The organism is Micromonospora echinospora (assembly GCF_900091495.1).
GTDB classification, from domain to species: Bacteria; Actinomycetota; Actinomycetes; order Mycobacteriales; family Micromonosporaceae; genus Micromonospora; species Micromonospora echinospora.
The window spans coordinates 318,195-339,160 of record NZ_LT607413.1 but is presented as its reverse complement, the minus strand read 5'-3'; the positions used below and the strand labels follow the sequence as shown (position 1 = coordinate 339,160).

The window sequence follows — 20,966 nt, the reverse complement described above, 5'->3', positions numbered from 1 at the left end:
CCGGTCGCCGGTCGCCGGTCGCCGGTCAGCGGCGGGCGCGGCGCGCGGCGGCGGAGAGCGCCCGGTGCAGCAGGCGGGCGTCGCCGAGCAGGGCGCGCAGCCGGCGTTCCAGGCCGGCGATCGGGACCAGGTTCTGCGGGGCGCGCGGATCCTTGTACGGGGTGGAGGCGAACCGGGGGAGGGTGACCAGGGAGAGGTCGGCCAGGGCGATCGCGTCGGTGGGCTCCAGGTCGGGCGAGCACTCCACCCGGACGATGCCGGCCCACGGCGCGCCCCGCGCCACCGGCAGCCGCAGATACCACGACCAGCCACCCCAGCCGGTGCCCACCCGGAGCCGGAACACCGGACACCGCTGCCCCGGCGCCATCCCGGTCACCACCGCCGTCAGCCGGGCGTCGAGGTACTGGCTGTGCTGGGTCTTGACGTACCCGAGGGTGCGGGGCAACTGCCGCCGGGCCCGCAGCGGCCCGTCCACCACCAGCAGGTCACCGTCGGTCCGGGCGGCGTCGGAGACCGCCACCTCCAGCGCGGTCAGCGGGCCCTGCACGGCGGCCGGCAGCTTGCTCAGCTCGCCGCTGCCGCCGACCCGGTGCACCGGGTACCGCACCGACCCGGCGACCATCTCCTGCGCCGACGGGCTGGCCGTAAAGAGCCCCCGGGCCACCCGGGCGCCGGCCATCTCCGCCGCGCCCCGCCCCAGGTCACAACGGACCACACCGGCCGCGTACGACGCCGCCACGCCCGGGTAGGAGACCCCGTCGGACTCGGCCGTCCAGACGCTGGCGTCGATCCGGCGCACCCCGTCGACCAGGAGCACCACCTCGGGGGCGTGAACCCCGTCCCGGGGACCGAGCGCCCGCCAGTCCGCCGCCGGCAGCTCCACGTCCGGGTCGACCTGGGCACTGCTCGGCGCGGCCGGGCCACCCGGGGACGCCTCGAACGACGCCCCATACGCCGGGTCCCACGCGTCCACGAAGAACTGCGGACGACCCGCCCCACTCATCGGGTCAGCCTTCCGTTCGCGACTGCGGGGCTCGCAAGCTCACTCCTCGCGCTCACAGGCCACTCCGTTCGACGCGGGCGCTGCGGGCGTCCTTGCGGACCTCGAAGCGCACCGGGATCCGCTCGGCGAGCGCCGGCACGTGGGTGACCACCCCGACCATCCGGTCGCCCCGGGCGGCCAGGCTCTCCAGGGTGGCGGCCACCGTGTCCAGGGTGGCCGCGTCGAGGGTGCCGAACCCCTCGTCCAGCACGATCGACTCCAGGCTCGCCGCCGTCGTGGAGAGGCCGGCGAGCTGCTCGGACAACGCGAGCGCCAGTGCCAGGGAAGCCTGGAAGGTCTCCCCGCCGGAGAGCGTCCGCACCCCGCGCCGCAGGCCGGCGTCGTGGTGGTCGACCACGAAGAACTCACCCTTGTCGTGGACCAGGTCGTACTGCCCGCCGGAGAGTTCCCGCAGGATCCGGGACGCCCCGTCGACCAGCACGTCCAGCGCCTCCGCCAGCAGCCACCGCTCGAAGTTGTTGGCCCGCAGGTGACCGGCGAGCGCCCGGGCCACCCGGGTCTCCCGCTCGTGTCCGGCCCGCTGCTCCCGCAGCTCGGCGGCCTGCTCGCGGCGCTCCACCAGCCGCCGGTGGGCCGCCTCGGCGCGTTCCACCGCGACCGTGGCCGCCCGGACCGGGTCGTCGTCGGGGGGTAACCCGGCGACCGCGAAGATGCCGGCGATCCGGTCCTCCACCGCCTCGGCGGCGGCCTCCGCCGCCGTCACCGACGCCACCAGGTCCACCCGGTCCGCGCGCCGCCGGTCCGCCTCCCCGCCGGCCCAGCCGGCCAGACCCGTCCAGGCGGCGGCGACGTCGTCCCGGTCGGCGGCCGGCGGACCGAACCGGGCCAGCCGGTCCCGTACCGTGTCGAACTCCCGCCACGCGGCCCGCAGCCCCTCCTCGGCGGCCTCGAACGCGCCCCGGGCCCGCCGGGCGGCGTCCCGCCCCGCGCGCACCGCGCCCGCCGCCTCGTCCAGGGCCGTCCGCAGCCGGGCGTGCTCGGCCAGGTCGTGCCGCAGCGCCTCGGCGGTGGCGGCCCCGGCGAGCTGGGCGTCCACCTCGGCCAAGCGGTCCCGCAGCTGGTCGTGCTGGGCCCGGACGCGCACCAGCGCCCGTTCCCGCTCCCGGGCGGCGGTGTCGCACTCCTGCGCCCGCCGCTTCGCCGCGTCGCTGGCGGCCCGCGCGGCCTTCCCGGCGGCCACGGCCCGGGCCACCGCCGAGCCGGCCGGGACCGCCGGCACCCGGGGCACCACCTGCTCGCACACCGGGCAGCACGCCCCGTCGGTCAGCTGCGCCCGCAGCGCCACCGCCTGGTCGGCGGTCTTCGCGTCCTCGTGCGCCCGGAACGCCGCCTCCAGCTCGGTCTCGGCCCGTTCGGTCGCCGCCCGCGCCTCGGCCAGCGCCGCCATCGTCGCCTCGTGCTCCGCCTCGGCCGCGGCCACCGTCGCGGCCACCGACTCGACCTCGCCGGTCAGCCGGTCCCGGTCGGCGTGTGCCTTCAGCAGCAGCCGCAGGGCGCTCTCGTCACCCGCCCCGGCCAGCTCGCCGCGGAGCTTCTCCTCGCGTTCCTCGGCCAGCGCCACCGCCTTCGCGGCCTGGTCGACGCCGGCCCGTGCGCCCGCGACCGCCCGGGCCACCTCGGCCACCCCGGCCGGCGCGCGCACCGCGTCCAGCACCGCCAGGTCGGCGTCGAGGGCGGCCAGCGCCGCGTGTGCCTCCCGCGTCGCCGTCCGGGCCCGCTCCCGCTCCGGTACGGCGGCGGCGACCGCCCCGGCCAGCTCGTGCGCCCGGGTGACGGTGGACTCCGCCTCGGCCAGGGCCGCGTCGTCGACGTCGGTCAGGCCAGCGAGGATCCGGTCGACCTGCTCCAACCGCGCCTCGGCCTTCCCCGCCCGCTCGGTGGCCCGCTTCTGCACCTCCTCGTAGACGCCGAGGCCGAGCAGGTTGACCAGGATCTGCTGCCGGGTGGCCGGCTTGGCGTGCAGGAAGTCCGCGAACTGCCCCTGGGGCAGCACCACGCAGCTGGTGAACTGCTCGTACGGCAGCCCGACCGCCTCCAGGACCGCCGTCTCCATCTCGGCCGGGGTGCCGGCCAGCACCTCGCCGAGATCCTCCGGGCTGAGCCCGGTGTCCAGCTTGGTGACGTCGAAGCCGGGTGGCATGAGCTGCAACCCGGCGTTGGCGGTCTTGACGGTGCCCCGGCCGTCCCGGCGGACCACCCGGGTGGCGACGTAGCGGTCCCCGGCGGACTCGAACACCAGCCGCACCCGGGCCTCGGTGGCGGACGGGGCGAGCGCGTTGGCCAGCCCGCGCGCCCCGCCCCAACGGGGCACCGTGCCGTAGAGGGCGAAGCAGATGGCGTCCAGCACCGTCGACTTGCCCGACCCGGTCGGCCCGACCAGCGCGAAGAAGTCGGCGTCGGTGAAGTCGACCGTGGTCTCCTCGCGGAAGACGGTGAAGCCCGCCATGTCCAGCCGCATCGGGCGCATCAGCGGTCGACCTCCTCGAACAGCTCGTCGAACAGCTCCCGCACCCCGTCGTCGTCGTGCCCGCGACCGGCCAGGTAGTCGGCGAAGAGCTGCTGCGGCGACCGGCCGGCCCGCTGGGCGGTGCGCGCCCCGCCGCCCGGGGCCGGCACCAGCTCCGGGTCGATCCGGATCTCCAGCGCCCGGGGGAGCAGATCCTGGACCTCCTCGCGCAGCCCGGCGCGGGGCTGCTCCCGGACGAACACCCGCAGCCACCCCTCGGGCGGCTCCAGCTCGGCGAGCTGGGCCAGGGTGCCCCGGACGGTGCGCAGCGGCACCGCGGCGGAGACCGGCACCTCGCGGACCTGCGCGGCGGTGCGGGCGCTCACCTCGACCAGCGTCACCGAGCAGACGTTCTCCTGCTCGCCGAAGTCGATGGCGATCGGACTGCCGCTGTAGCGCACCGGGCAGGGCCCGTCGACCCGCTGGGCCCGGTGCAGGTGCCCGAGCGCCACGTAGTGGGCGGTGCCCGGGAAGACCGTGGCGGGGACGGCGTATCCCATGATGGTGTGCGCGTCCCGTTCGCCGCCGCCGGTGCTCGCGCCGACCACGGTCAGGTGCGCGGTGACCAGGTGCACCCGGTCGGGTTCGGCGAAGCCCTCGGTGAGCCGGGCGAGCACCCGCCCCAGGTGGTCGGCGTACGTCTGGGTGGCCTCGGCGGCGGTCAGCTCGTACATCTCCACCGCGCGGACGGCGTACCGGTGGGAGAGGAAGGGCAGCGCGGCGAGCTGCCAGCGCTCGCCGTCCCGGGTCGTCCCGTCGATCACCAGGTCGGCCGGGTTGGTGTCCCGGACGCTGCCGCGCAGCACGATCCCGGCGGCCTCGGCCCACGGGCGCAGCGCGTCCAGGGCCGGGCCGTTGTCGTGGTTGCCGCCGATGGCGACCACGTCCGCGCCGGTGCGGCGCAGCGCCGTCAACGCCCGGGTGACCAGGCGGGTGGCCTCCGGGGTGGGGGAGCCGGTGTCGTAGAGGTCACCGGCGACCACGACCAGGTCGGGCCGCTCCTGCCGGGCGATCTCGATGACCTGGGCGAGGACCTGCTTGTGCTCCTCGGCGCGGGACTGGCCCTTGAGGACCTTGCCGACGTGCCAGTCGGAGGTGTGCAGGATCTTCACGGGTGGTCCCCCTAGAACGGGATGTCGTCGTCGGCGCCACCGGAGCCGACCACGGCGAACGGGTCGGCGGCCTGGGTGATGGACCGGAGTGTCTCCGACGGGGCGTGACCGGCCTCGGAGACCCGGGTGGCCCAGGCCGGGAAGGGGAACTCCAGGCAGAGCGGCACCGGGATGTCCGGCTGGTTGACGAACATCGTGCCCGGCTTGGCCAGCAGCGCCCGCTGCCGCTGGGCCGGTGGGAGGAAGCCGTACTCCGGGCGGGACGCCTCGGCCGGGTCGAGCCGGCCGACCACCCGGATCGCCGAGTTGGTGACGATCCGCCGTTCCACCTCGCTCGCCGTCTGCTGCGCGCCGACCAGGATCACCCCGAGCGAGCGGCCCCGCTCGGCGATGTCGAGCAGCACCTCCTTGATCGGGGAGGAGCCCTCCCGGGGGGCGTACTTGTTCAGCTCGTCGAGGACGACGAAGAGCAGCGGCCGGGCGGTGCCGGCCTTCTCCTTGCGCTCGAACTCGCCGCGCAGCGTCACCCCGACCACGAACCGTTGCGCCCGGTCCGGCAGGTTGTGCAGGTCGACCACGGTGACCTGGGCGCTCTCGGCCGTGTTGATCGAGTGCGGACGGCGGGTGGCGAGGTCGCCGCGGATCAGCCGGCCCAGGTCCTTCTTGCTGCCGATCAGCCGCCGGGCGAAGGCGTTGACGGTGCCGATGCCGACCGCGCTGCCGGTCCAGTCGCTGCGGGTCTCGTCGTCGTTGAGCTGCTCGACGATGTGGTCGACCAGGTCGGTGTAGGAGCCCAGCCGGACGCCGTCGATGCTCACCCCGCCGTCGGCGGGCTGGGCGTACCGGGCCAGGTGGGCGGTGACCGCGTGCACCACCATCGTGTACTGCTGGCGTTCGTCGTCGGCGTCGGCGAAGACGTACGGCAGGAGCCGGTCGGCGCAGAACTCGCTCAGCGTCCAGTAGAAGCTGTCCACGCCGGTGAGCCGGCTGCTGACGTCCGGCGTGCCGGAGGAGTCGCCGACCCGGGGCGGGGCGTGCACGCGCACGTCGGGGAAGGCCCCGGCGGCCAGGCCGAGCTTCGCGTACGCCGCCCGGGTGGCGTCGTCGAGCCGGGTGTTCGGGTGGTCGAGGAAGAGGAGGTCCTCGCCCTTGACGTTGAAGATCAGCGCCTTGGCGTTGACCGCGTCGCCGCCGAGCACGCCGGAGCGGAACACCGAGTAGAGCAGGAAGGTGGCGAAGCTGGTCTTGGTGGCCACCCCGGAGATGCCGGAGATCGACACGTGCGCGCCCCGGCTGCCGTCGAGGAAGTCGGCGTTCAGGTAGACCGGCACCCCGTCGCGGCCCGTCCCCATCGGGATGCGTCGTTCCATCCGGTCGAAGTGCAGCGCCCGGGCCCGGGCGTCGCCCTCGGCGCGGCGCACCACCGCGCCCGGGGTGGGTGGGACGTACAGCTCCGGGTCGACCCGGGTGGTGGTGATCTCGGCGGCCTCCTGCACCTGGGCCGGGAGGGTGCCGTCGGCGATGGCGAAGACGTCCGAGTCGAACTGGGCGCCCTCGTGCCGGGCGCGGACCTGGGTCACCACCCCGGCGATGGTCACCGGCTCCCGGTCGGGCAGTTCGCGCCGGGTCACCACCACGTCGTCGAGCTGGAGGTAGCTGCCGTCGGAGACCGCCGTCCAGAACTGGAGCGGGGTGGCGTCGGCGGTGCCGAGGACCCGCCCCACCTCCTCGCCGGAGCCGTCGAACGCGTCGTCGGTCGTCACCGGGCTGTCGTCGGTCATCGCCGGGCTCCGCTGGTCAGTCGCATTCGCTCAGGGCACACGTGCTGCATCCTGCCCCAGCGGTACGACAGGTTGCCAGTTGCGACCCGGTCAGTCCCGGGCGTGGCGCAGCATCAGCACCCCGTCGTCGGTGGCGAGGACGTGCCGCAGCGGCAGGTCGCGCGCCGGTCCGGCCGCCCCGGCGGTGATCCGGCCCGCGCCCGGGCCGGCGAGCAGCGGCGCGACCGTCAGGCAGACCTCGTCGACCAGGTCGGCGGCGGTGAGCGCGCCGAACAGCTGCGGACCGCCCTCGCAGAGCAGGTGGTCGAGACCACGTCGACGCAGCTCGGCCAGGCCGGCGGCCAGGTCGACCCGGCCGGTCCCGCAGCGGACCAGGTCGGCGACCTCGGTGAGCCCGGCGGGGGCGGTGGCGTCGTCGGTGGTCAGGACGACCGGGCGGACCGGGGCGTCGGCGAGGGCGGCCTGCGCCGGGTCGAGGCGGAGCGAGCCGGAGACCACCACCAGCGTCGGGTACGCGGCCAGCCCGTGCGCCCGCCGCCAGGCCCGCCGGGTCTCGTCGAGGCGTACCGCCCGGTAGCCCTCGTGCCGCAGGGTGCCGGCGGCCACCACGAGCGCGTCGCAGAGCATCCGGAGCAGCCCGAACACCCGCTTGTCCGGCTCTCCGGACAGGCCGGCGGAGTAGTCGTCGAGGGCGACCGCGCCGTCGATGCTGGTCACGAAGTTGACCCGGAGGCGGGGGCGGTCGCCACGACCGTAGAGGGCGGCCAGGGTCTCGTCGTCCAGCGGCCCGGCGACCGGTCCCGGCCAGGCGCGGTGGATCGGAATCCGGACGTTCATTCGCTCGCCGGACCGGTGACCGGAGGGGTCGGCGCGGGGGTACGGTGCTGACAGTCGCACCAGTTCCGGCCCGGGCAGTCACCGTGCCGTTTCGCCCGGCACGCTCGGCAGATCATGCTGGCAGCCTATGCCGAGGGAGGATGGACAGCATGCCGCGTCAGATCTTCCAGTTGCGGATCTCCCTGGCCGGGGTCCGGCCACCGGTCTGGCGGCGGGTGCTGGTGCCCGGTGGGTACACCCTGGACCGACTGCACCGCGTGGTGCAGCACGCCATGGGTTGGCGGGACTGCCACCTGCACAGTTTCGAGATCGACGGGGTGCAGTACGGCACCCCAGACCCGGACGACGGGCTGGCGTTGCGCGACGAACTGGACACCCGGCTGGACACGGCGGTGGGCAAGGGGAGCCGGTTCCACTACACCTACGACTTCGGCGACTGGTGGGAGCACGACCTGGTGGTGGAGGACGTGCTGACCGCCGACCCGGACGGTCGGTACCCGGCCTGCCTGGACGGCGAGCGCGCCTGCCCGCCGGAGGACGTCGGCGGCCCGGCGGGCTACCTGCTGCTGCTCGAAGCCCTGGCCGACCCGGAGCACCCCGAGCACGACGCGATGCGCGACTGGCTGGGCCGGCCGTTCGACGCGTCGGCCTTCGACGCCGGCCGGGCCGGCACCCTGCTGCGCCGGTTCTGCTGACCCCGGCCTGACCCACTCCCCACCCCCGCCGGCCGGCGGGGTTTCCCGGTTGACCGACGCAGGATGCGGCATCCCGGGCTGTCCTGGACCTCGGACGGCCCGGGATGCCGCATCTGGAGTCGATCACCGATTCCGGTAACGATATGGGAACGCTCCCACGATCTATTGACACGTCCGTTACCCGCCGGCAATCTCATGGGAGCGCTCCCGGGCGCCCCCACCACACTCGAAAGCCTCACCGAAAAGAGGGGTCAGGATGAGCCTCACCTTCCGCCGTCGGCGGTTCGCGGCCCTCGCGCTCGCGTCCGTCGCGGCGCTCGCCAGCGTCGCGGCCTGCGGCAGCGACGACTCGGATACCGGCAGCTCCGGCGAGAAGATCACCCTCGTGGTCGACGTCTTCGGCGACCAGGGCTTCGGCTACGACGAGCTCTACAAGCAGTACGAGGCCGCGAACCCGAACGTGAAGATCCAGGAGCGGGGCAAGGGGCTCGGCCTGGGTGACTACAACACCCGACTGACCCAGCAGATCACCGCCGGCTCCGGCGCCGGTGACGTGGTCGCCCTCGAGGAGGGCACCATCGTCCAGTTCTACGCCCAGGCCGACAAGTTCGTGAACCTGGCCGACCACGGCGCGAACGACCTCAAGGGCAACTTCCTGCCGTGGAAGTGGGAGCAGGGCACCACCCCCGACGGCAAGGTGCTGGGCCTCGGCACCGACGTCGGCTCGATGGCGCTGTGCTACCGCAAGGACCTCTTCGAGGCCGCCAAGCTGCCCAGCGACCGGGAGCAGGTCGCCCAGCTCTGGCCCACCTGGGACGCCTTCATCGAGACCGGCAAGAAGTTCGCCGCCGCCGACGCCAAGCACAAGTTCGTCGACTCGGCGACCAACTTCTACAACGTGGTGCTGATGCAGGTTGCCGGCGCCGGCACCGGTTACACCTACTACGACAAGAGCAACAAGCTGGTCATCGGCGAGAACCCGGACGTCCGGACGGCGTACGACCTCACCACCAAGATGATCGACGCCAAGCTGTCGAACAACCTCCAGTCCTTCTCGAACGAGTGGAACGCCGGCTTCAAGAACGGCACCTTCGCCACCATCGCCTGCCCGGCCTGGATGACCGGTGTGATCAAGGGACAGGCCGGCGACGCGGCGGCCGGCAAGTGGGACATCGCCAAGGCTCCGGGCAGCGGCGGCAACTGGGGCGGCTCCTTCCTCGCCGTGCCGAAGTCCAGCAAGAACGCCGCCGAGGCGGCCAAGCTGGTCAAGTTCCTGACCGACGCGAAGGGCCACGTCGAGGCCTTCAAGAAGGTCGGCAACCTGCCGTCGTCCCCGCAGGGTCTGGCCGACCCGGCGGTCGCCGACTCCACCAACCCGTACTTCAGCGACGCCCCGGTCGGCAAGATCTTCGCCGCCGGCGCCTCCGAGCTGAAGCCGGTGTACCTCGGTCCGAAGAACAACGCGGTCCGGACCGCCGTGGAGAACACCCTGCGCGCGGTCGAGCAGGGCAAGTCCGCAGGTGAGCAGTGGCAGGCAGCGCTGAAGAACGGCGCGGCCGCCGGCAAGTGACCCTGGCCGAGCTGCCCGCGGGTGGCGTCGACGGCGGCAACGCCTCGACGCCACCCGCGGTGCCGCCCGACACCGCCGGTGCACGGGCGGTGTCGCCTGACGTGAAGGACCGCTGATGAGCCTCGACCTGCACGCCGAAGCGCCCCCCGACGGACGCCGGCCCCGCCCCGCCCCCGCCGAGCGGGGACGCCTCGCCGCACTGACCCGGCTGGACCTGAAGTACTCGCCCTACCTCTACGTCCTGCCGTTCTTCGTCATCTTCGCCGTCTTCAGCGCGTACCCGATCGGATACACGGTCTGGATCGCGCTCACCGACCGCTCCCCGCTGAACGCCACGATCAGCTTCGTCGGGCTGGACAACTTCGTCGAGCTCTTCACGAACGACCCGCAGTTCTGGAACGCGGTCTACAACACCTTCGGGATGTTCGTCCTCTCCACGGTGCCGCAGCTGCTGATCGCCCTGATGCTGGCGAACGCGCTCAACCGGCGGCTCCCCGCGCAGACGTTCTTCCGGATGGCCATCGCCATGCCGATCATCACCTCGACCGCCGTGGTCGCGCTCATCTTCTCGATGATCTACGCGCGCGAGTTCGGCCTGGTCAACTGGGCGCTCGACCTGGTGGGCATCGACCCGATCGACTGGCGGGCCAACCGGTACGCCTCCTGGTTCGCCATCTCCACCATGGTCGACTGGCGGTGGATCGGCTACAACGCCCTGATCTACCTCGCCGCCATGCAGTCGATCAGCAAGGACATGTACGAGGCGGCGTCCCTGGACGGCGCGTCCCGGCGTCGGCAGTTCTGGTCGATCACCGTTCCGCAGCTCCGCCCGACGATCATCTTCACGCTGATCATCTCGACCATCGGCGGGTTGCAGCTCTTCACCGAGCCGCTGCTGTTCACCAGCGGGTCCGGCGGCATCTCGGGCGGCTCCGAGGGGCAGTTCCAGACCATCACCATGTACCTGCTCGACGTGATGAACACCCGCTTCCGCTGGGGGTACGCCGGCGCGGTCGCGCTCGTGCTGTTCCTGCTGATCGCTCTCATGTCGGTCGTGAACTACCTGCTGGCCCGTCGGATCAGCTCGGACAAGTGAGGGTGCGCAGATGACGACCACGACGCTCCGTCCCCCCGTACGCCAGCCGTCGCCCCGTCGCGAGCGGGCCGGGCACAAGGCCGCCCAGCTCTGGAAGGCCAGCCCGCTCACCTGGGTCGGCCTGGTCCTCGGGGTGATCCTCTCCCTCTTCCCGTTCTACTGGATGATCGTCATCGCGTCCCGCACCAACGACGCGGCGAACTCCTGGCCGCCGCCGTTCCTGCCCGGCGGCAAGCTCGGCGAGAACATCGAGCGGGTGCTCGCCAACGGCGACGCGAACGTGCTCAAGGGTCTGATGAACTCGTTCCTGGTCTCCGGGACGATCACCGTCGCCACGGTCTTCTTCGGCTCGCTCGCCGGGTTCGCCTTCGCCAAGCTGAAGTTCAAGGGCAAGAACGCGCTGCTGCTGGTCATCCTCGCCTCGATGATGGTGCCGATCCAGCTCGGCGTCCTGCCGCTGTACATCCTCATGGCGAAGCTGGAGTGGCTGAACACGATGCCGTCGGTGACGGTGCCGTTCCTGATCGGCGGCTTCGGCATCTTCATGATGCGGCAGTACGCCGAACAGGCCGTGCCGAACGAGCTGATCGAGGCGGCCCGGGTGGACGGCTGCTCCACCTGGCGGATCTACTGGCACGTGGTCGCCCCGGCGCTGCGTCCGGCCGCCGCGGTGCTCGGCCTGCTCACCTTCATGGAGCAGTGGAACCAGTTCTTCTGGCCGTTCGTGGTCCTCGCCGACCCGGCGAACCCGACCGTGCAGATCTCGCTGCGCAGCCTGAACACGGCGTACTTCGCCGACAACTCGCAGATCTTCGCGGGAACGTTGATCGCCACCCTGCCGTTGTTCGTGATGTTCATCCTGTTCGGCCGCCAGATCATCGGCGGCATCATGGAAGGTGCGGTCAAGTCGTGAGCAACCCCGCCACCCCGCCCGGTGTCGACCTGCTGGACCAACGCCCGGAGCTGACCTTCCCGCCGGACTTCCTCTGGGGCGCGGCCACCGCCGCCTACCAGATCGAGGGAGCCGCGACCGAGGGCGGCCGGACCGCCTCGATCTGGGACACCTTCAGCCACACCGAGGGGCGTACGGTCGCTGGCCACACCGGCGACGTGGCCTGCGACCACTACCACCGGATGCCGGCCGACGTGCGGCTGATGGCGGAGCTGGGGCTCAGGTCGTACCGCTTCTCGGTCTCCTGGCCCCGGGTGCAGCCGGGCGGGTCCGGGCCGGCGAACCAGGAGGGCCTGGACTTCTACCGTCGGCTCGTCGACGAGCTGCACGCCCACGGCATCGAGCCCTGGGTGACCCTCTACCACTGGGACCTGCCCCAGGAGCTGGAGGACGCCGGAGGCTGGCCGGCGCGGGACACCGCCAGCCGGTTCGCCGACTACGCCGCGCTCGTGCACGACGCCCTCGGCGACCGGGTGCGGTACTGGACGACGCTGAACGAGCCCTGGTGCTCGGCCTTCCTCGGGTACGGCTCCGGGGCGCACGCCCCGGGTCGCTCGGCCGGCGTTGAGGCGGTCCGCGCCGGGCACCACCTGATGCTCGGGCACGGCCTGGCCACGCAGGCGCTGCGCGCCGGCCGGCACGCCGCCGAGGTGGGGGTGACGCTGAACCTCTACCCGGTCACCCCGGCCAGCGACTCGCCCGACGACGCCGACGCGGCCCGTCGGATCGACGGGTTGGCCAACCGGTTCTTCCTCGACCCGATCCTGCGCGGGCGGTACCCGGACGACCTGGTCGCCGACCTGCGCCTGGTCAGCGACTTCGGGCACGTCCGGGACGAGGACCTGGAGATCATTTCCAGCCCGCTGGACCTGGTCGGCGTCAACTACTACAGCCGGCACGTGGTCGCCGCGCCGGTCGAGGGCACGGCCCCGGAGAAGTACTGGCGCGCTCCGTCCTGCTGGCCGGGAAGCGAGTCGGTGCGCTTCGTCACCCGGGGCGTCCCGGTCACCGACATGGACTGGGAGATCGACGCCCCCGGTCTGGTCGAGACGCTGCGTCGGGTGCACGAGGAGTACACCGACCTGCCGCTGTACGTCACCGAGAACGGGTCGGCCTTCGTCGACGCGGTCGTCGACGGTCGGGTCGACGACCCGGACCGGTTGGCGTACTTCGACGCCCACCTGCGGGCCGCGCACGAGGCGATCAGCGCCGGGGTGCCGCTGCGCGGGTACTTCGCCTGGTCGCTGATGGATAATTTCGAGTGGGCGTGGGGCTTCACCAAGCGCTTCGGCATGGTGTATGTCGACTACGACAGCCAGCTCCGCGTCCCGAAGTCCAGCGCCAGGTGGTACGCCGAGGTGATCCGACGCAACGGTCTGGCCGCACAATAGGCCGCACGGCCAGCCAGTAACGGGCGGCTCCGGCGGTGCCCTCTCCCCGAGGGCCCCGCCGGAGACGTCCGACGTCGGAGGAGCAGACGATGACAACCCAGCGCACCCGCTCGCTCGGGCGCCCGACCCTCGACGCGGTGGCGGCCCGCGCCGGCGTCGGGCGCGGGACGGTCTCCCGCGTGGTCAATGGCTCGCCGCAGGTGAGCCCGGAGGCTCGGGCCGCGGTGCAGCAGGCCATCGCCGAGCTGGGCTACGTGCCGAACCGGGCCGCCCGCGCCCTGGTCACCCAGCGTACCGACTCGGTTGCCCTGGTGGTCTCCGAGTCCGGCGAGCGGGTCTTCACCGAGCCGTTCTTCGCCGGCATCGTCCGGGGGATCAGCTCGGGACTGCTGGAGACCCCGATGCAGCTCTGGCTCGCCATGGCCCAGTCGCCGGTCGAGCGGGAGCGGGTCGAGCACCACCTGACCAACCAGCACGTCGACGGCGTCCTGCTGCTCTCCCTGCACGACGCCGACCCGCTGCCCACGCTGCTGGAGGAGCGCGGCCTGCCTACCGTGCTCGGCGGCCGGCCGGCGCGGATGCTGCGCCCCGGGGCCCAGCCCGCCTACTTCGTGGACGTGGACAACGTCGGCGGTGCCCGGCAGGCGGTGGAGTACCTCGCCGGCAAGGGCCGGCGGCGCATCGCCACCATCGCCGGTCCGCAGGACATGGGCGCTGGCCTGGCCCGGTTGACCGGCTACCGGGAGGCCGTCGCGGCGACCGGCGGCCAGGTCGACCCGGCGATGATCGCGTACGGCGACTTCAGCGAGGGCAGCGGGACGGCCTGCATGCGCCGGCTGCTGGAGTCCTGCCCGGACCTCGACGCCGTCTTCGCCGCCAGTGACCTGATGGCGCACGGCGCGCTGCGGGCGCTGCGGGAGGCCGGCCGACGGGTGCCCGACGACGTGGCGGTCGTCGGGTACGAGGACTCGCCGCTGGCCCGGCAGTCGGACCCGCCGCTGACCACGGTCTTCCAGCCGGTGGAGGAGATGGGGCGGCAGATGGCCCACCTGCTGGTCTCCCGTATCCGCGGCGAGGACCTGCCGGCCCCGTACGTCCTCCTCGACACCCACATGGTGCCCCGCGCCTCCGCCTGACGTGCCCCTGGCTACGCTGCGTGCCTGTTGTTCAGCGGTGGCGGGTTCTCACGCTGGGTGGGTGGTGTGGCGGCGCAGTTCGCGGCGGGCGAGGGAGGCGCGGTGGACCTCGTCCGGGCCGTCCGCGAGACGGAGGGTGCGGGCCTGCGCCCAGAGCGCGGCGAGCGGGGTGTCCTGGCTGACCCCGGCCCCGCCGTGCGCCTGGACGGCCTTGTCGATCACCCACTCCGCCATCGCCGGTGCCGCGATCTTGATGGCCTGGATCTCGGTGTGCGCGCCCTTGTTGCCGACGGTGTCCATCAGCCAGGCGGTCTTGAGCACCAGGAGCCGGGCCTGCTCGATCCGGACCCGGGCCTCGGCGATCCACTCCTGGACCACGCCCTGCTCGGCCAACGGCCGGCCGAACGCCACCCGGTCGAGAACCCGCCGGCACATCAGGTCCAGGGCCCGCTCGGCCATCCCCACCAGCCGCATGCAGTGGTGGATGCGCCCCGGCCCGAGCCGCGCCTGGGCCATGGCGAAGCCGCCCCCCTCCATCCCGACCAGGTTCGCCGCCGGCACCCGGACGTCGGTGAAGTCGATCTCGGCGTGCCCGCCGTGCGCGGCGTCGGTGTACCCGAACACCGTCATGCCCCGGCGGATCGTCACGCCGGGGGTGTCCCGGGGCACCAGGATCATGCTCTGCTGTCGGTACCGCTCGCCGTCCGGGTCGGTCTTCCCCATCACGATCAGCAGCTCGCAGCGCGGGTCCATCGCGCCGGACGACCACCACTTGCGTCCGTCGACGACGTACTCGTCGCCGTCCCGGACGATCCGGGTGGCGATGTTGGTGGCGTCGGACGAGGCGACCGCCGGTTCGGTCATGCAGAACGCCGACCGGATCTCGCCGTCCAACAGCGGACGCAGCCAGCGGTCCTGCTGCTCCCCGGTGCCGAACGCGGCGAGCAACTCCATGTTGCCGGTGTCCGGCGCGGCGCAGTTGAGCGCCTCCGGGGCCAGGTGCGGGCTGCGGCCGGTCAGCTCGGCCAGTGGAGCGTACTGGAGGTTGGTCAGGCCGGCCCCGTGACGCGGATCGGGGAGGAAGAGGTTCCACAGGCCCCGGGCCCGCGCCTCGGCCTTCAGCTCGGCCAGCACCGGCGGGCGCGCCCACGGGTCACCCGCCGCCGCGACCTGTTCCGCGTGCACCGCCTCGGCCGGGTAGATCCGTTCCTCCAGGAACCGCAGCAGCGCCTCGTGCAGCTCGGTGGTGCGGGCGTCGAAACCGAAGTCCATGTGTCCCTCCCCGAGCGGCACGCGGGCCGCCCTCGTGTCCCGTCCGGCGGCACCGGCCGGTTCCCTGCGGCGTGCCGGTCAGCCGTGGCCGCCGGTGGCGGCCAGCCCGTGCGCGACCAGCGGGGCCACCAGCTCGCCGATCTGGTCGAAACCCTCGCCGAGGGTCTGCCCGAGGGTGTGCCGGTAGTGGATCCCCTCGCAGATCACGGCGAGCTTGAAGCAGCCGAGGGCCACGTGCCAGTGCAGCGGGCCCACGTCCACGTCGGCCCGGCCGGCGTACCGCTCGATGAGTTCGGCGCCGGTGGGGAAACCGGCACGGGGCCCGAGCCCGTCGGCCACCGGGTTGCCGGCGGCGAGGTCCGAGTCGCCGAGCACGTCCCAGTAGGTCAGCAGCAGGCCCAGGTCGGCCAGCGGGTCACCGAGGGTGGCCATCTCCCAGTCGAGCACCGCGCGGACGGCGACCGGCTCGACGGTGGCGAGGAGGTTGTCCAGCCGGTAGTCGCCGTGCACGATCCGGCCGTCGTTCGCCCCCTCCGGGACGGTCGTGGCGAGCCGGTCACGCAGTTCGTCGACGCCGGGCAACGGTCGGCTGCGGGAGGACTCCAACTGACCGGCCCAGCGGCGTACCTGGCGGGCGAGGTAGCCCTCCGGCCGGCCGAAGTCGGCGAGCCCCACCTCGGCCGGCGGCACCGAGTGCAGGGTGGCGAGGGTGTCCATCATCGCCATGGCCAGGTCCCGCCGTTGCCCGGCGCTGAGCCGGTCGGTCTGCCGGCGGCTGCGGTAGACCACGCCGTCGACGCGTTCCATGAGGTAGAACGGCGCGCCGATCACCGCCGGGTCGGCGCAGAACAGCAGCGGGGCCGGCACCGGCACCCCGGTCGGGGCGAGCGCGCTGATCACCCGGTGCTCCCGGGCCATGTCGTGCGCGGTGGCCAGCACGTGGCCCAGCGGGGGCCGGCGCAGCACCACCTCCCGGTCGCCGATGGTCAGCAGGTAGGTCAGGTTGGACTTCCCGCCGGCGATCAGCCGGGCCTGCGGCGGGCCGTCGGCCAGGTCGGGTCGGTGGGCGGCCAGGTAACCGGCGAGCCGGTCGAGGTCGAGCCCGCGCGGGGGCGTCCCGGCGGGAGGGGCCGAGCCGGTCCCCGGCCGGAACGCGGCCGGATCGGTCATCCGAATAGTTGATGGCACCTCGGCTCATCGTGTCAAGACGTGTTTTTCGCCGGGGACACCGCGCGGCAACAGGGGCGAAACGCCCGTCGGACACGCTGAGGACCAGCCTGCCGGACGTGTACCGGCCCGCCTGCCGGGAACACGCGCCGGCCGCCGAGCGATGGGGGACAGACATGCTGCTGAGAGTTCGGGTGACCCTGCCGGACCGGCCCGGCACGCTCGGCCAGGTGGCCCGCACCCTGGGGGTCTCCGGCGCCGACATCGTCCAGGTGGTGGTGCTGGAACGGCTCGGTGGCCGCGCGGTCGACGACTTCACCGTGGTCTGGCCGGGCGCCGGCCGGCTGGAGCGGCTGATGGCCGGCCTCGCCGCGATCCCCGGCGTCCAGGTGGACGGGGTGTGGCGGGCGATCGGCGCGCCGACCGCCACCGGGCAGGACGCCGAACTGCTCACCCAGGTGGCGGCGAACCCGGCCGACGGGTTGGCCACCCTGGTCGACGCGGTGCCCGGCCTGCTCGCGGCGGACTGGGCGGTGGCCGCGGTGGTTCCCGTCGACTGGGCCTCCTCGGGCGGCGGCACGGCCACCGTCGGGTACGCGAGCTGGCGTACCCCGACCGGCCCCGCCCTGCCGGAGGTGACGCCGCTGCGCTCCCGCGCGCTGACCGTGCCCGACGGCGGCCACCACGCGGTCGCGCCGTTCGGCCGGGCCGGGCTGGTGCTGGTGGTGACCCGCGGTGCGACGGAGATGTTCTCCCCGGCGGCCTTCCACCGCACCGAGGTGGACCGGCTGGCCCAGTTGGTGCGGGCCAGCGCGGTGATCCTCGGCGACCGGCTCGACCTGGTGGGCGCCCCGGCGTCCCCGACACCCGGGGGGCGGCCGTGACCCTGTGGCGGATCCGGGCCACCGTGGACGACCGGCCCGGCTACCTGTCGGTGCTCACCGCCAGCCTCGCGCTGCGTGGGGTGAACATCCTCGCCGTGCAGGTGCACACCACCGAGGCCGGCGCGGTGGACGACTTCCTCGTCGACGCGCCGGAGACCCTCGGCGAGGCCGACCTGCTCGCCGCCGTCGAGAAGGGGCGGGGCCGCAACTGCTGGGTGGCCCGCAGCGAGGCGCGCGGCCTGGTCGACCAGCCGACCCGGGTGCTCGGGCTGGCCACCCGGCTGGTCCGTGACCCGGACGCGACCGGCGAGGCGCTGCGCGCCCTGCTCGGCGCGGAGACGGTGACCTGGCGGCCGGTGCCGGTCGTCGCGGCCGGTCCGGCCGGTGCCGGCGGCGCGGTGACGGCCGGCGTCGACGGCACCCGGATGCGTCTCGGCGACGGAGCCGGCGGGTCCTTCGACCTGGCCCGCGTCGCGCCGGACTTCACCCCGGCCGAGTACGCCCGGGCGCAGGCGCTGGTCGAACTGGCCGCCACCGTCGTCCAGCGCGCCGCCGAGCAGGTCACCCTGGTGCTCCCCGACGGCTCCGAGGTGGTCGTACGCCCGGCCGGTCCGGACGACCTCCCCGCCGTCCTGGCGTTGCACGAACGGTGCTCGGCGCGGAGCCTGCACCGCCGTTACCTCTCCGGGGCGGGACGACCGTCGCCGGAGCGGGTGCGGCGGCTGCTCGACCCGGCCCGGGGTACGACCCTGGTCGCCGTCGAGACCGACCCTGCCGGTTCGGCGGAGTCGGTGGTCGCGATGGCGAACCTGCTCGGCGAGGGAGACCAGGCCGAGGCGGCGCTGCTGGTCGCCGACGACCGGCAGCGCCGTGGTCTCGGCGGCGCGCTGCTGCGCCGGCTGGTCGCCCGGGCCGACCGGGCCGGGTACGCCGCGCTGGAGCTGCACGTGCACACCGGCAACACGCCGATGCTGCGGACCCTGCACCGGCTCGGCCGTCCGATGCGCCTGGACCGGGACGGCCCCGTGGTGACGGTCACCCTGCCGCTCGACCCCCGGCCCAGCCCGGCCCGCACCTGATCGCGCGGCGGGTCAGCGTCCCTCCGGCTCCCCGCTTCGGGGCACCTGGCCGGAGACGCAGAAGCGGTTGCCCTCGGTGTCGGCGAGCACGACGTACGGTGCGGCGCCCGGTTCGAGTTCCGCCGGGTAGTGCGGCCAGTCGACCCGTTGGGCGCCGCACCCGACGAGCCGCTCCACCTCGTCGTCGAGGTCACGGTCCCCGGCGATGAGGTCCAGGTGGATGCGGGGGAACTCGGCGACCGGACTCTCGCTGAGATCCATCGCGATCGGCATGCCGGGTGCGCCGGGAGGCGGCTCCAGCACGATCCACTCGTCGCCCGGGTAGCGCGGTGGCCGGCGTACGTAGCCCAGCGCGGCGGCCCAGAACCGGCCCGCCCGTTCGCAGTCGGACACCCCGAGAGAGATCTGATCGATGGCGGCCATGGGGTGACCGTACCGCCGGTGGGGTCCGGCCGCCCGGCGACCGGACCCCGCGTGCCGACCGTCAGGTCGCCGGGTAGCTGTTGTAGTCGGGGAAGTTGCCGTAGAGGCGGCCGTCGCCGCCGACCGTGACCGCCTGCACCAGCAGGTCACCACCGACGAACGCGCCCTTCCAGGAAGCGCCCCGGCCGCCGAAGGGCTCATCCCGGTCGCCCCGGGAACGCGGCTTGTTGATGCCGACCTTGAACGCCTGGAGGTCCACTGCCAGCTTCGCCGCCTCTTCCTCGTCGTCGCAGGCGAGGCTGGCGACCAGCGCGCCGTTGGAGGCGTTCATCGCGGCGAGCAGCTCGTCGGTGGTGTCCACGACCACGATCGTGTCGACCGGGCCGAAGGGCTCGGCGTGCATCAGCCGGGACCGACCGGGCGGGGCGAGCAGCACCGACGGGGCCACGTACGCCGAGGTGTCCTGTCCGGTCAGGAACGGCGCGCCGTCGAGCTTGCCCCGGTAGAGCGGGACCGCGCCGCCCCGGACCGCCTCGTCGACCTTGCGGCGCAGCTCGTCGGCCTTGGTCGAGCTGATCAGCGGGCCGAAGTCCAGCTCGGGCAGGGGGTCACCGGCGGTCCAGTCGTCGCCGACGGCGAGCGGGTGACCGAAGCGCACCGAGCGGACCACCGGCAGGTACATGTCGAGGAACTCGTCGACCAGGTCGCGCTGTACGACGAAGCGGGGGTACGCGGTGCAGCGCTGCTTGCCGTACTCGAAGCCCTTCTTCAGGTGCTTGGCGAGCATGTCCCACTGGGAGAAGTTCCAGATGCCCCAGGCGTTGAGGCCCTCCTGCTCGATGAAGTGGCGCTTGTCGGAGTCGAGCAGCGCGGCGGCGACCTTCCCGCCGTTGGAGCGCCCGCCGACGAAGGCCACCGCGCCGATCTCCGGGGCGCGGACGAGCACCTCGGAGAGTTCCTCGCCACCGCCGGAGACGAGGGTGGTGGGCAGTCCCGCGCGGCGCATCAGCGCGTGGGCGACGGTCAGGCAGACCGCGCCGCCCTGCGAGGGGGTCTTGGCGATGACCGCGTTGCCGGCGAGGAGCTGGACCAGTTCGGCGTGGACCAGCACGCTCATCGGGTAGTTCCAGCTGGCGATGTTGCTGACGGGGCCGGGGAGCGGCTCGCGCCCGTCGGCGAGCATCCGGTCGATCTCGTCGACGTACCAGCGGACGCCGTCCAGCGCCCGGTCCACGTCGGCGCAGGCCAGCCGCCAGGGCTTGCCGATCTCCCAGACCAGCAGGAGGGCCAGCAGGTCGCGGTGGGCGCCGAGCGCGTCGAGCGCCTCGTTGACCCGGGCCTTCCGCTCGGCCAGGGGGGTCTCGGCCCAGTCGCGGTGCGCGGCGGCGGCGGAGACCACGGCGGCGCGGGCCGTGGCGGCGTCCAGCCGGGGCAGGTTGACCAGGACCGTGTTGTCGACCGGGGTGCGCACCGGGCTGGGCGTGCCGGCCGAGGCCCAGTCGCCCTCGATCAGGTTGCGCAGCGTGGTGGTGCCGTCGGGGCCGGCGGGGTCGAACGCCTCGGGGGCGGTCTGGACGGCCCGGGCCAGTGTCTCGGACCAGGCGGTGCCGTCGGCGAGTCGTAGAGCCATCGCGATCTCCTCAGGGTCTTCCAGTGGAGCGGCGGCATCGACGGCACCGCTTGGCCGTACTGTCCCGTGCCCGGATCACCGGCGGCAACAGTACGTTCGTATGCCAGGACGGCCGTCCACCGTGGCGGGCCGGGGAATCCGACCCTTCTCCCGCAGCCTTCCGCGCTGAGCTGCGGTTACGGGAGACACTACATCGTTTGGCGTCGATGATGTGATTCAGACCGGCTTGACGGGAAAGGGCTTTCCTGGCAGCGCCTGGCCGCACTCGCCCGCCGGGGCACGGATTCGGGCTGGTGGTCGGCGTGGGCGGGGTGTCGGGGGTGCCCGGCGGTCCGACGCTCTTCACAAACAGGTGAGACGACCGTTACATTG

At 73.4% G+C, this 20,966-nt stretch carries 17 protein-coding genes; 8 read left to right on the top strand and 9 right to left on the bottom strand.

Features of this window, described 5'->3' with window-relative positions; translation table 11 throughout:
* Positions 1 to 25: 25 nt before the first annotated feature.
* The 5 genes from GA0070618_RS01525 to GA0070618_RS01505 all read right to left on the bottom strand — a co-directional run bounded on the left by GA0070618_RS01525 (position 26) and on the right by GA0070618_RS01505 (position 7,299).
* Positions 26 to 1,003 (bottom strand): hypothetical protein, encoded by a 978-nt coding sequence (locus GA0070618_RS01525; protein WP_088980020.1) that lies wholly within the window; start codon positions 1,001 to 1,003, stop codon positions 26 to 28.
* Positions 1,004 to 1,055: 52 nt separating this feature from the next.
* Positions 1,056 to 3,530, bottom strand: a complete 2,475-nt coding sequence (locus GA0070618_RS01520; protein WP_088980019.1) for an AAA family ATPase — start codon at positions 3,528 to 3,530, stop codon at positions 1,056 to 1,058.
* Entirely contained in the window at positions 3,530 to 4,681 is a 1,152-nt protein-coding gene (locus tag GA0070618_RS01515; RefSeq protein ID WP_088980018.1) for an exonuclease SbcCD subunit D, read from the bottom strand. Before GA0070618_RS01515 ends, GA0070618_RS01520 begins: the two co-directional genes overlap by 1 nt.
* An 11-nt stretch (positions 4,682 to 4,692) precedes the next feature.
* Entirely contained in the window at positions 4,693 to 6,462 is a 1,770-nt protein-coding gene (locus tag GA0070618_RS01510; protein WP_088980017.1) for an ATP-binding protein, read from the bottom strand.
* Positions 6,463 to 6,552: 90 nt separating this feature from the next.
* Positions 6,553 to 7,299 carry a pyrimidine reductase family protein gene (locus GA0070618_RS01505; RefSeq protein WP_088980016.1) on the bottom strand — a complete coding sequence of 249 codons (747 nt, stop codon included), beginning with the start codon at positions 7,297 to 7,299 and terminating at the stop codon, positions 6,553 to 6,555.
* Between the two features lie 149 nt (positions 7,300 to 7,448).
* On the opposite strand from GA0070618_RS01505, the gene GA0070618_RS01500 reads away from it, so the two are divergent.
* The 6 genes from GA0070618_RS01500 to GA0070618_RS01475 all read left to right on the top strand — a co-directional run bounded on the left by GA0070618_RS01500 (position 7,449) and on the right by GA0070618_RS01475 (position 14,139).
* Positions 7,449 to 7,994, top strand: a complete 546-nt coding sequence (locus tag GA0070618_RS01500) for a plasmid pRiA4b ORF-3 family protein (protein WP_088985204.1) — start codon at positions 7,449 to 7,451, stop codon at positions 7,992 to 7,994.
* 256 nt (positions 7,995 to 8,250) lie between these two features.
* Positions 8,251 to 9,564 carry an ABC transporter substrate-binding protein gene (locus GA0070618_RS01495; protein WP_088980015.1) on the top strand — a complete coding sequence of 438 codons (1,314 nt, stop codon included), beginning with the start codon at positions 8,251 to 8,253 and terminating at the stop codon, positions 9,562 to 9,564.
* 115 nt (positions 9,565 to 9,679) lie between these two features.
* The gene (locus tag GA0070618_RS01490) at positions 9,680 to 10,660 is read left to right on the top strand and encodes a carbohydrate ABC transporter permease (RefSeq protein ID WP_088980014.1); all 981 of its coding nucleotides are present in this window, start codon (positions 9,680 to 9,682) and stop codon (positions 10,658 to 10,660) included.
* Positions 10,661 to 10,670: 10 nt separating this feature from the next.
* Positions 10,671 to 11,573, top strand: a complete 903-nt coding sequence (locus GA0070618_RS01485; protein WP_088980013.1) for a carbohydrate ABC transporter permease — start codon at positions 10,671 to 10,673, stop codon at positions 11,571 to 11,573.
* Positions 11,570 to 13,003, top strand: a complete 1,434-nt coding sequence (locus tag GA0070618_RS01480) for a GH1 family beta-glucosidase (protein WP_088980012.1) — start codon at positions 11,570 to 11,572, stop codon at positions 13,001 to 13,003. The genes GA0070618_RS01485 and GA0070618_RS01480 overlap by 4 nt, the downstream gene beginning before the upstream one ends.
* An 89-nt stretch (positions 13,004 to 13,092) precedes the next feature.
* A complete protein-coding gene (locus tag GA0070618_RS01475; RefSeq protein WP_088980011.1) occupies positions 13,093 to 14,139 on the top strand; it encodes a LacI family DNA-binding transcriptional regulator in 1,047 nt (348 codons plus the stop codon).
* 48 nt (positions 14,140 to 14,187) lie between these two features.
* On the opposite strand, the gene GA0070618_RS01470 is transcribed toward GA0070618_RS01475, so the two are convergent.
* Both GA0070618_RS01470 and GA0070618_RS01465 read right to left on the bottom strand, forming a co-directional pair.
* Positions 14,188 to 15,411, bottom strand: coding sequence for an acyl-CoA dehydrogenase family protein (locus GA0070618_RS01470; RefSeq protein ID WP_088980010.1), 1,224 nt, complete (start codon positions 15,409 to 15,411; stop codon positions 14,188 to 14,190).
* Between the two features lie 78 nt (positions 15,412 to 15,489).
* On the bottom strand, positions 15,490 to 16,581 hold the full coding sequence (locus GA0070618_RS01465; RefSeq protein ID WP_088980009.1) for a phosphotransferase family protein: 1,092 nt from the start codon (positions 16,579 to 16,581) through the stop codon (positions 15,490 to 15,492).
* Positions 16,582 to 16,754: 173 nt separating this feature from the next.
* Between GA0070618_RS01465 and GA0070618_RS01460 the strand changes: the two genes are divergently transcribed.
* Complete coding sequence (locus tag GA0070618_RS01460) at positions 16,755 to 17,462, top strand: ACT domain-containing protein (protein WP_088980008.1); 708 nt, start codon at positions 16,755 to 16,757, stop codon at positions 17,460 to 17,462.
* The gene (locus GA0070618_RS01455; protein WP_088980007.1) at positions 17,459 to 18,541 is read left to right on the top strand and encodes a GNAT family N-acetyltransferase; all 1,083 of its coding nucleotides are present in this window, start codon (positions 17,459 to 17,461) and stop codon (positions 18,539 to 18,541) included. The genes GA0070618_RS01460 and GA0070618_RS01455 overlap by 4 nt, the downstream gene beginning before the upstream one ends.
* Before the next feature lie 12 nt (positions 18,542 to 18,553).
* On the opposite strand, the gene GA0070618_RS01450 is transcribed toward GA0070618_RS01455, so the two are convergent.
* Positions 18,554 to 18,964: a VOC family protein gene (locus GA0070618_RS01450; RefSeq protein ID WP_088980006.1), complete on the bottom strand. Its 411-nt coding sequence runs from the start codon at positions 18,962 to 18,964 to the stop codon at positions 18,554 to 18,556.
* A 61-nt stretch (positions 18,965 to 19,025) separates the two neighbouring features.
* A complete protein-coding gene (locus tag GA0070618_RS01445; protein WP_088980005.1) occupies positions 19,026 to 20,594 on the bottom strand; it encodes an aldehyde dehydrogenase family protein in 1,569 nt (522 codons plus the stop codon).
* Positions 20,595 to 20,966: the final 372 nt, after the last annotated feature.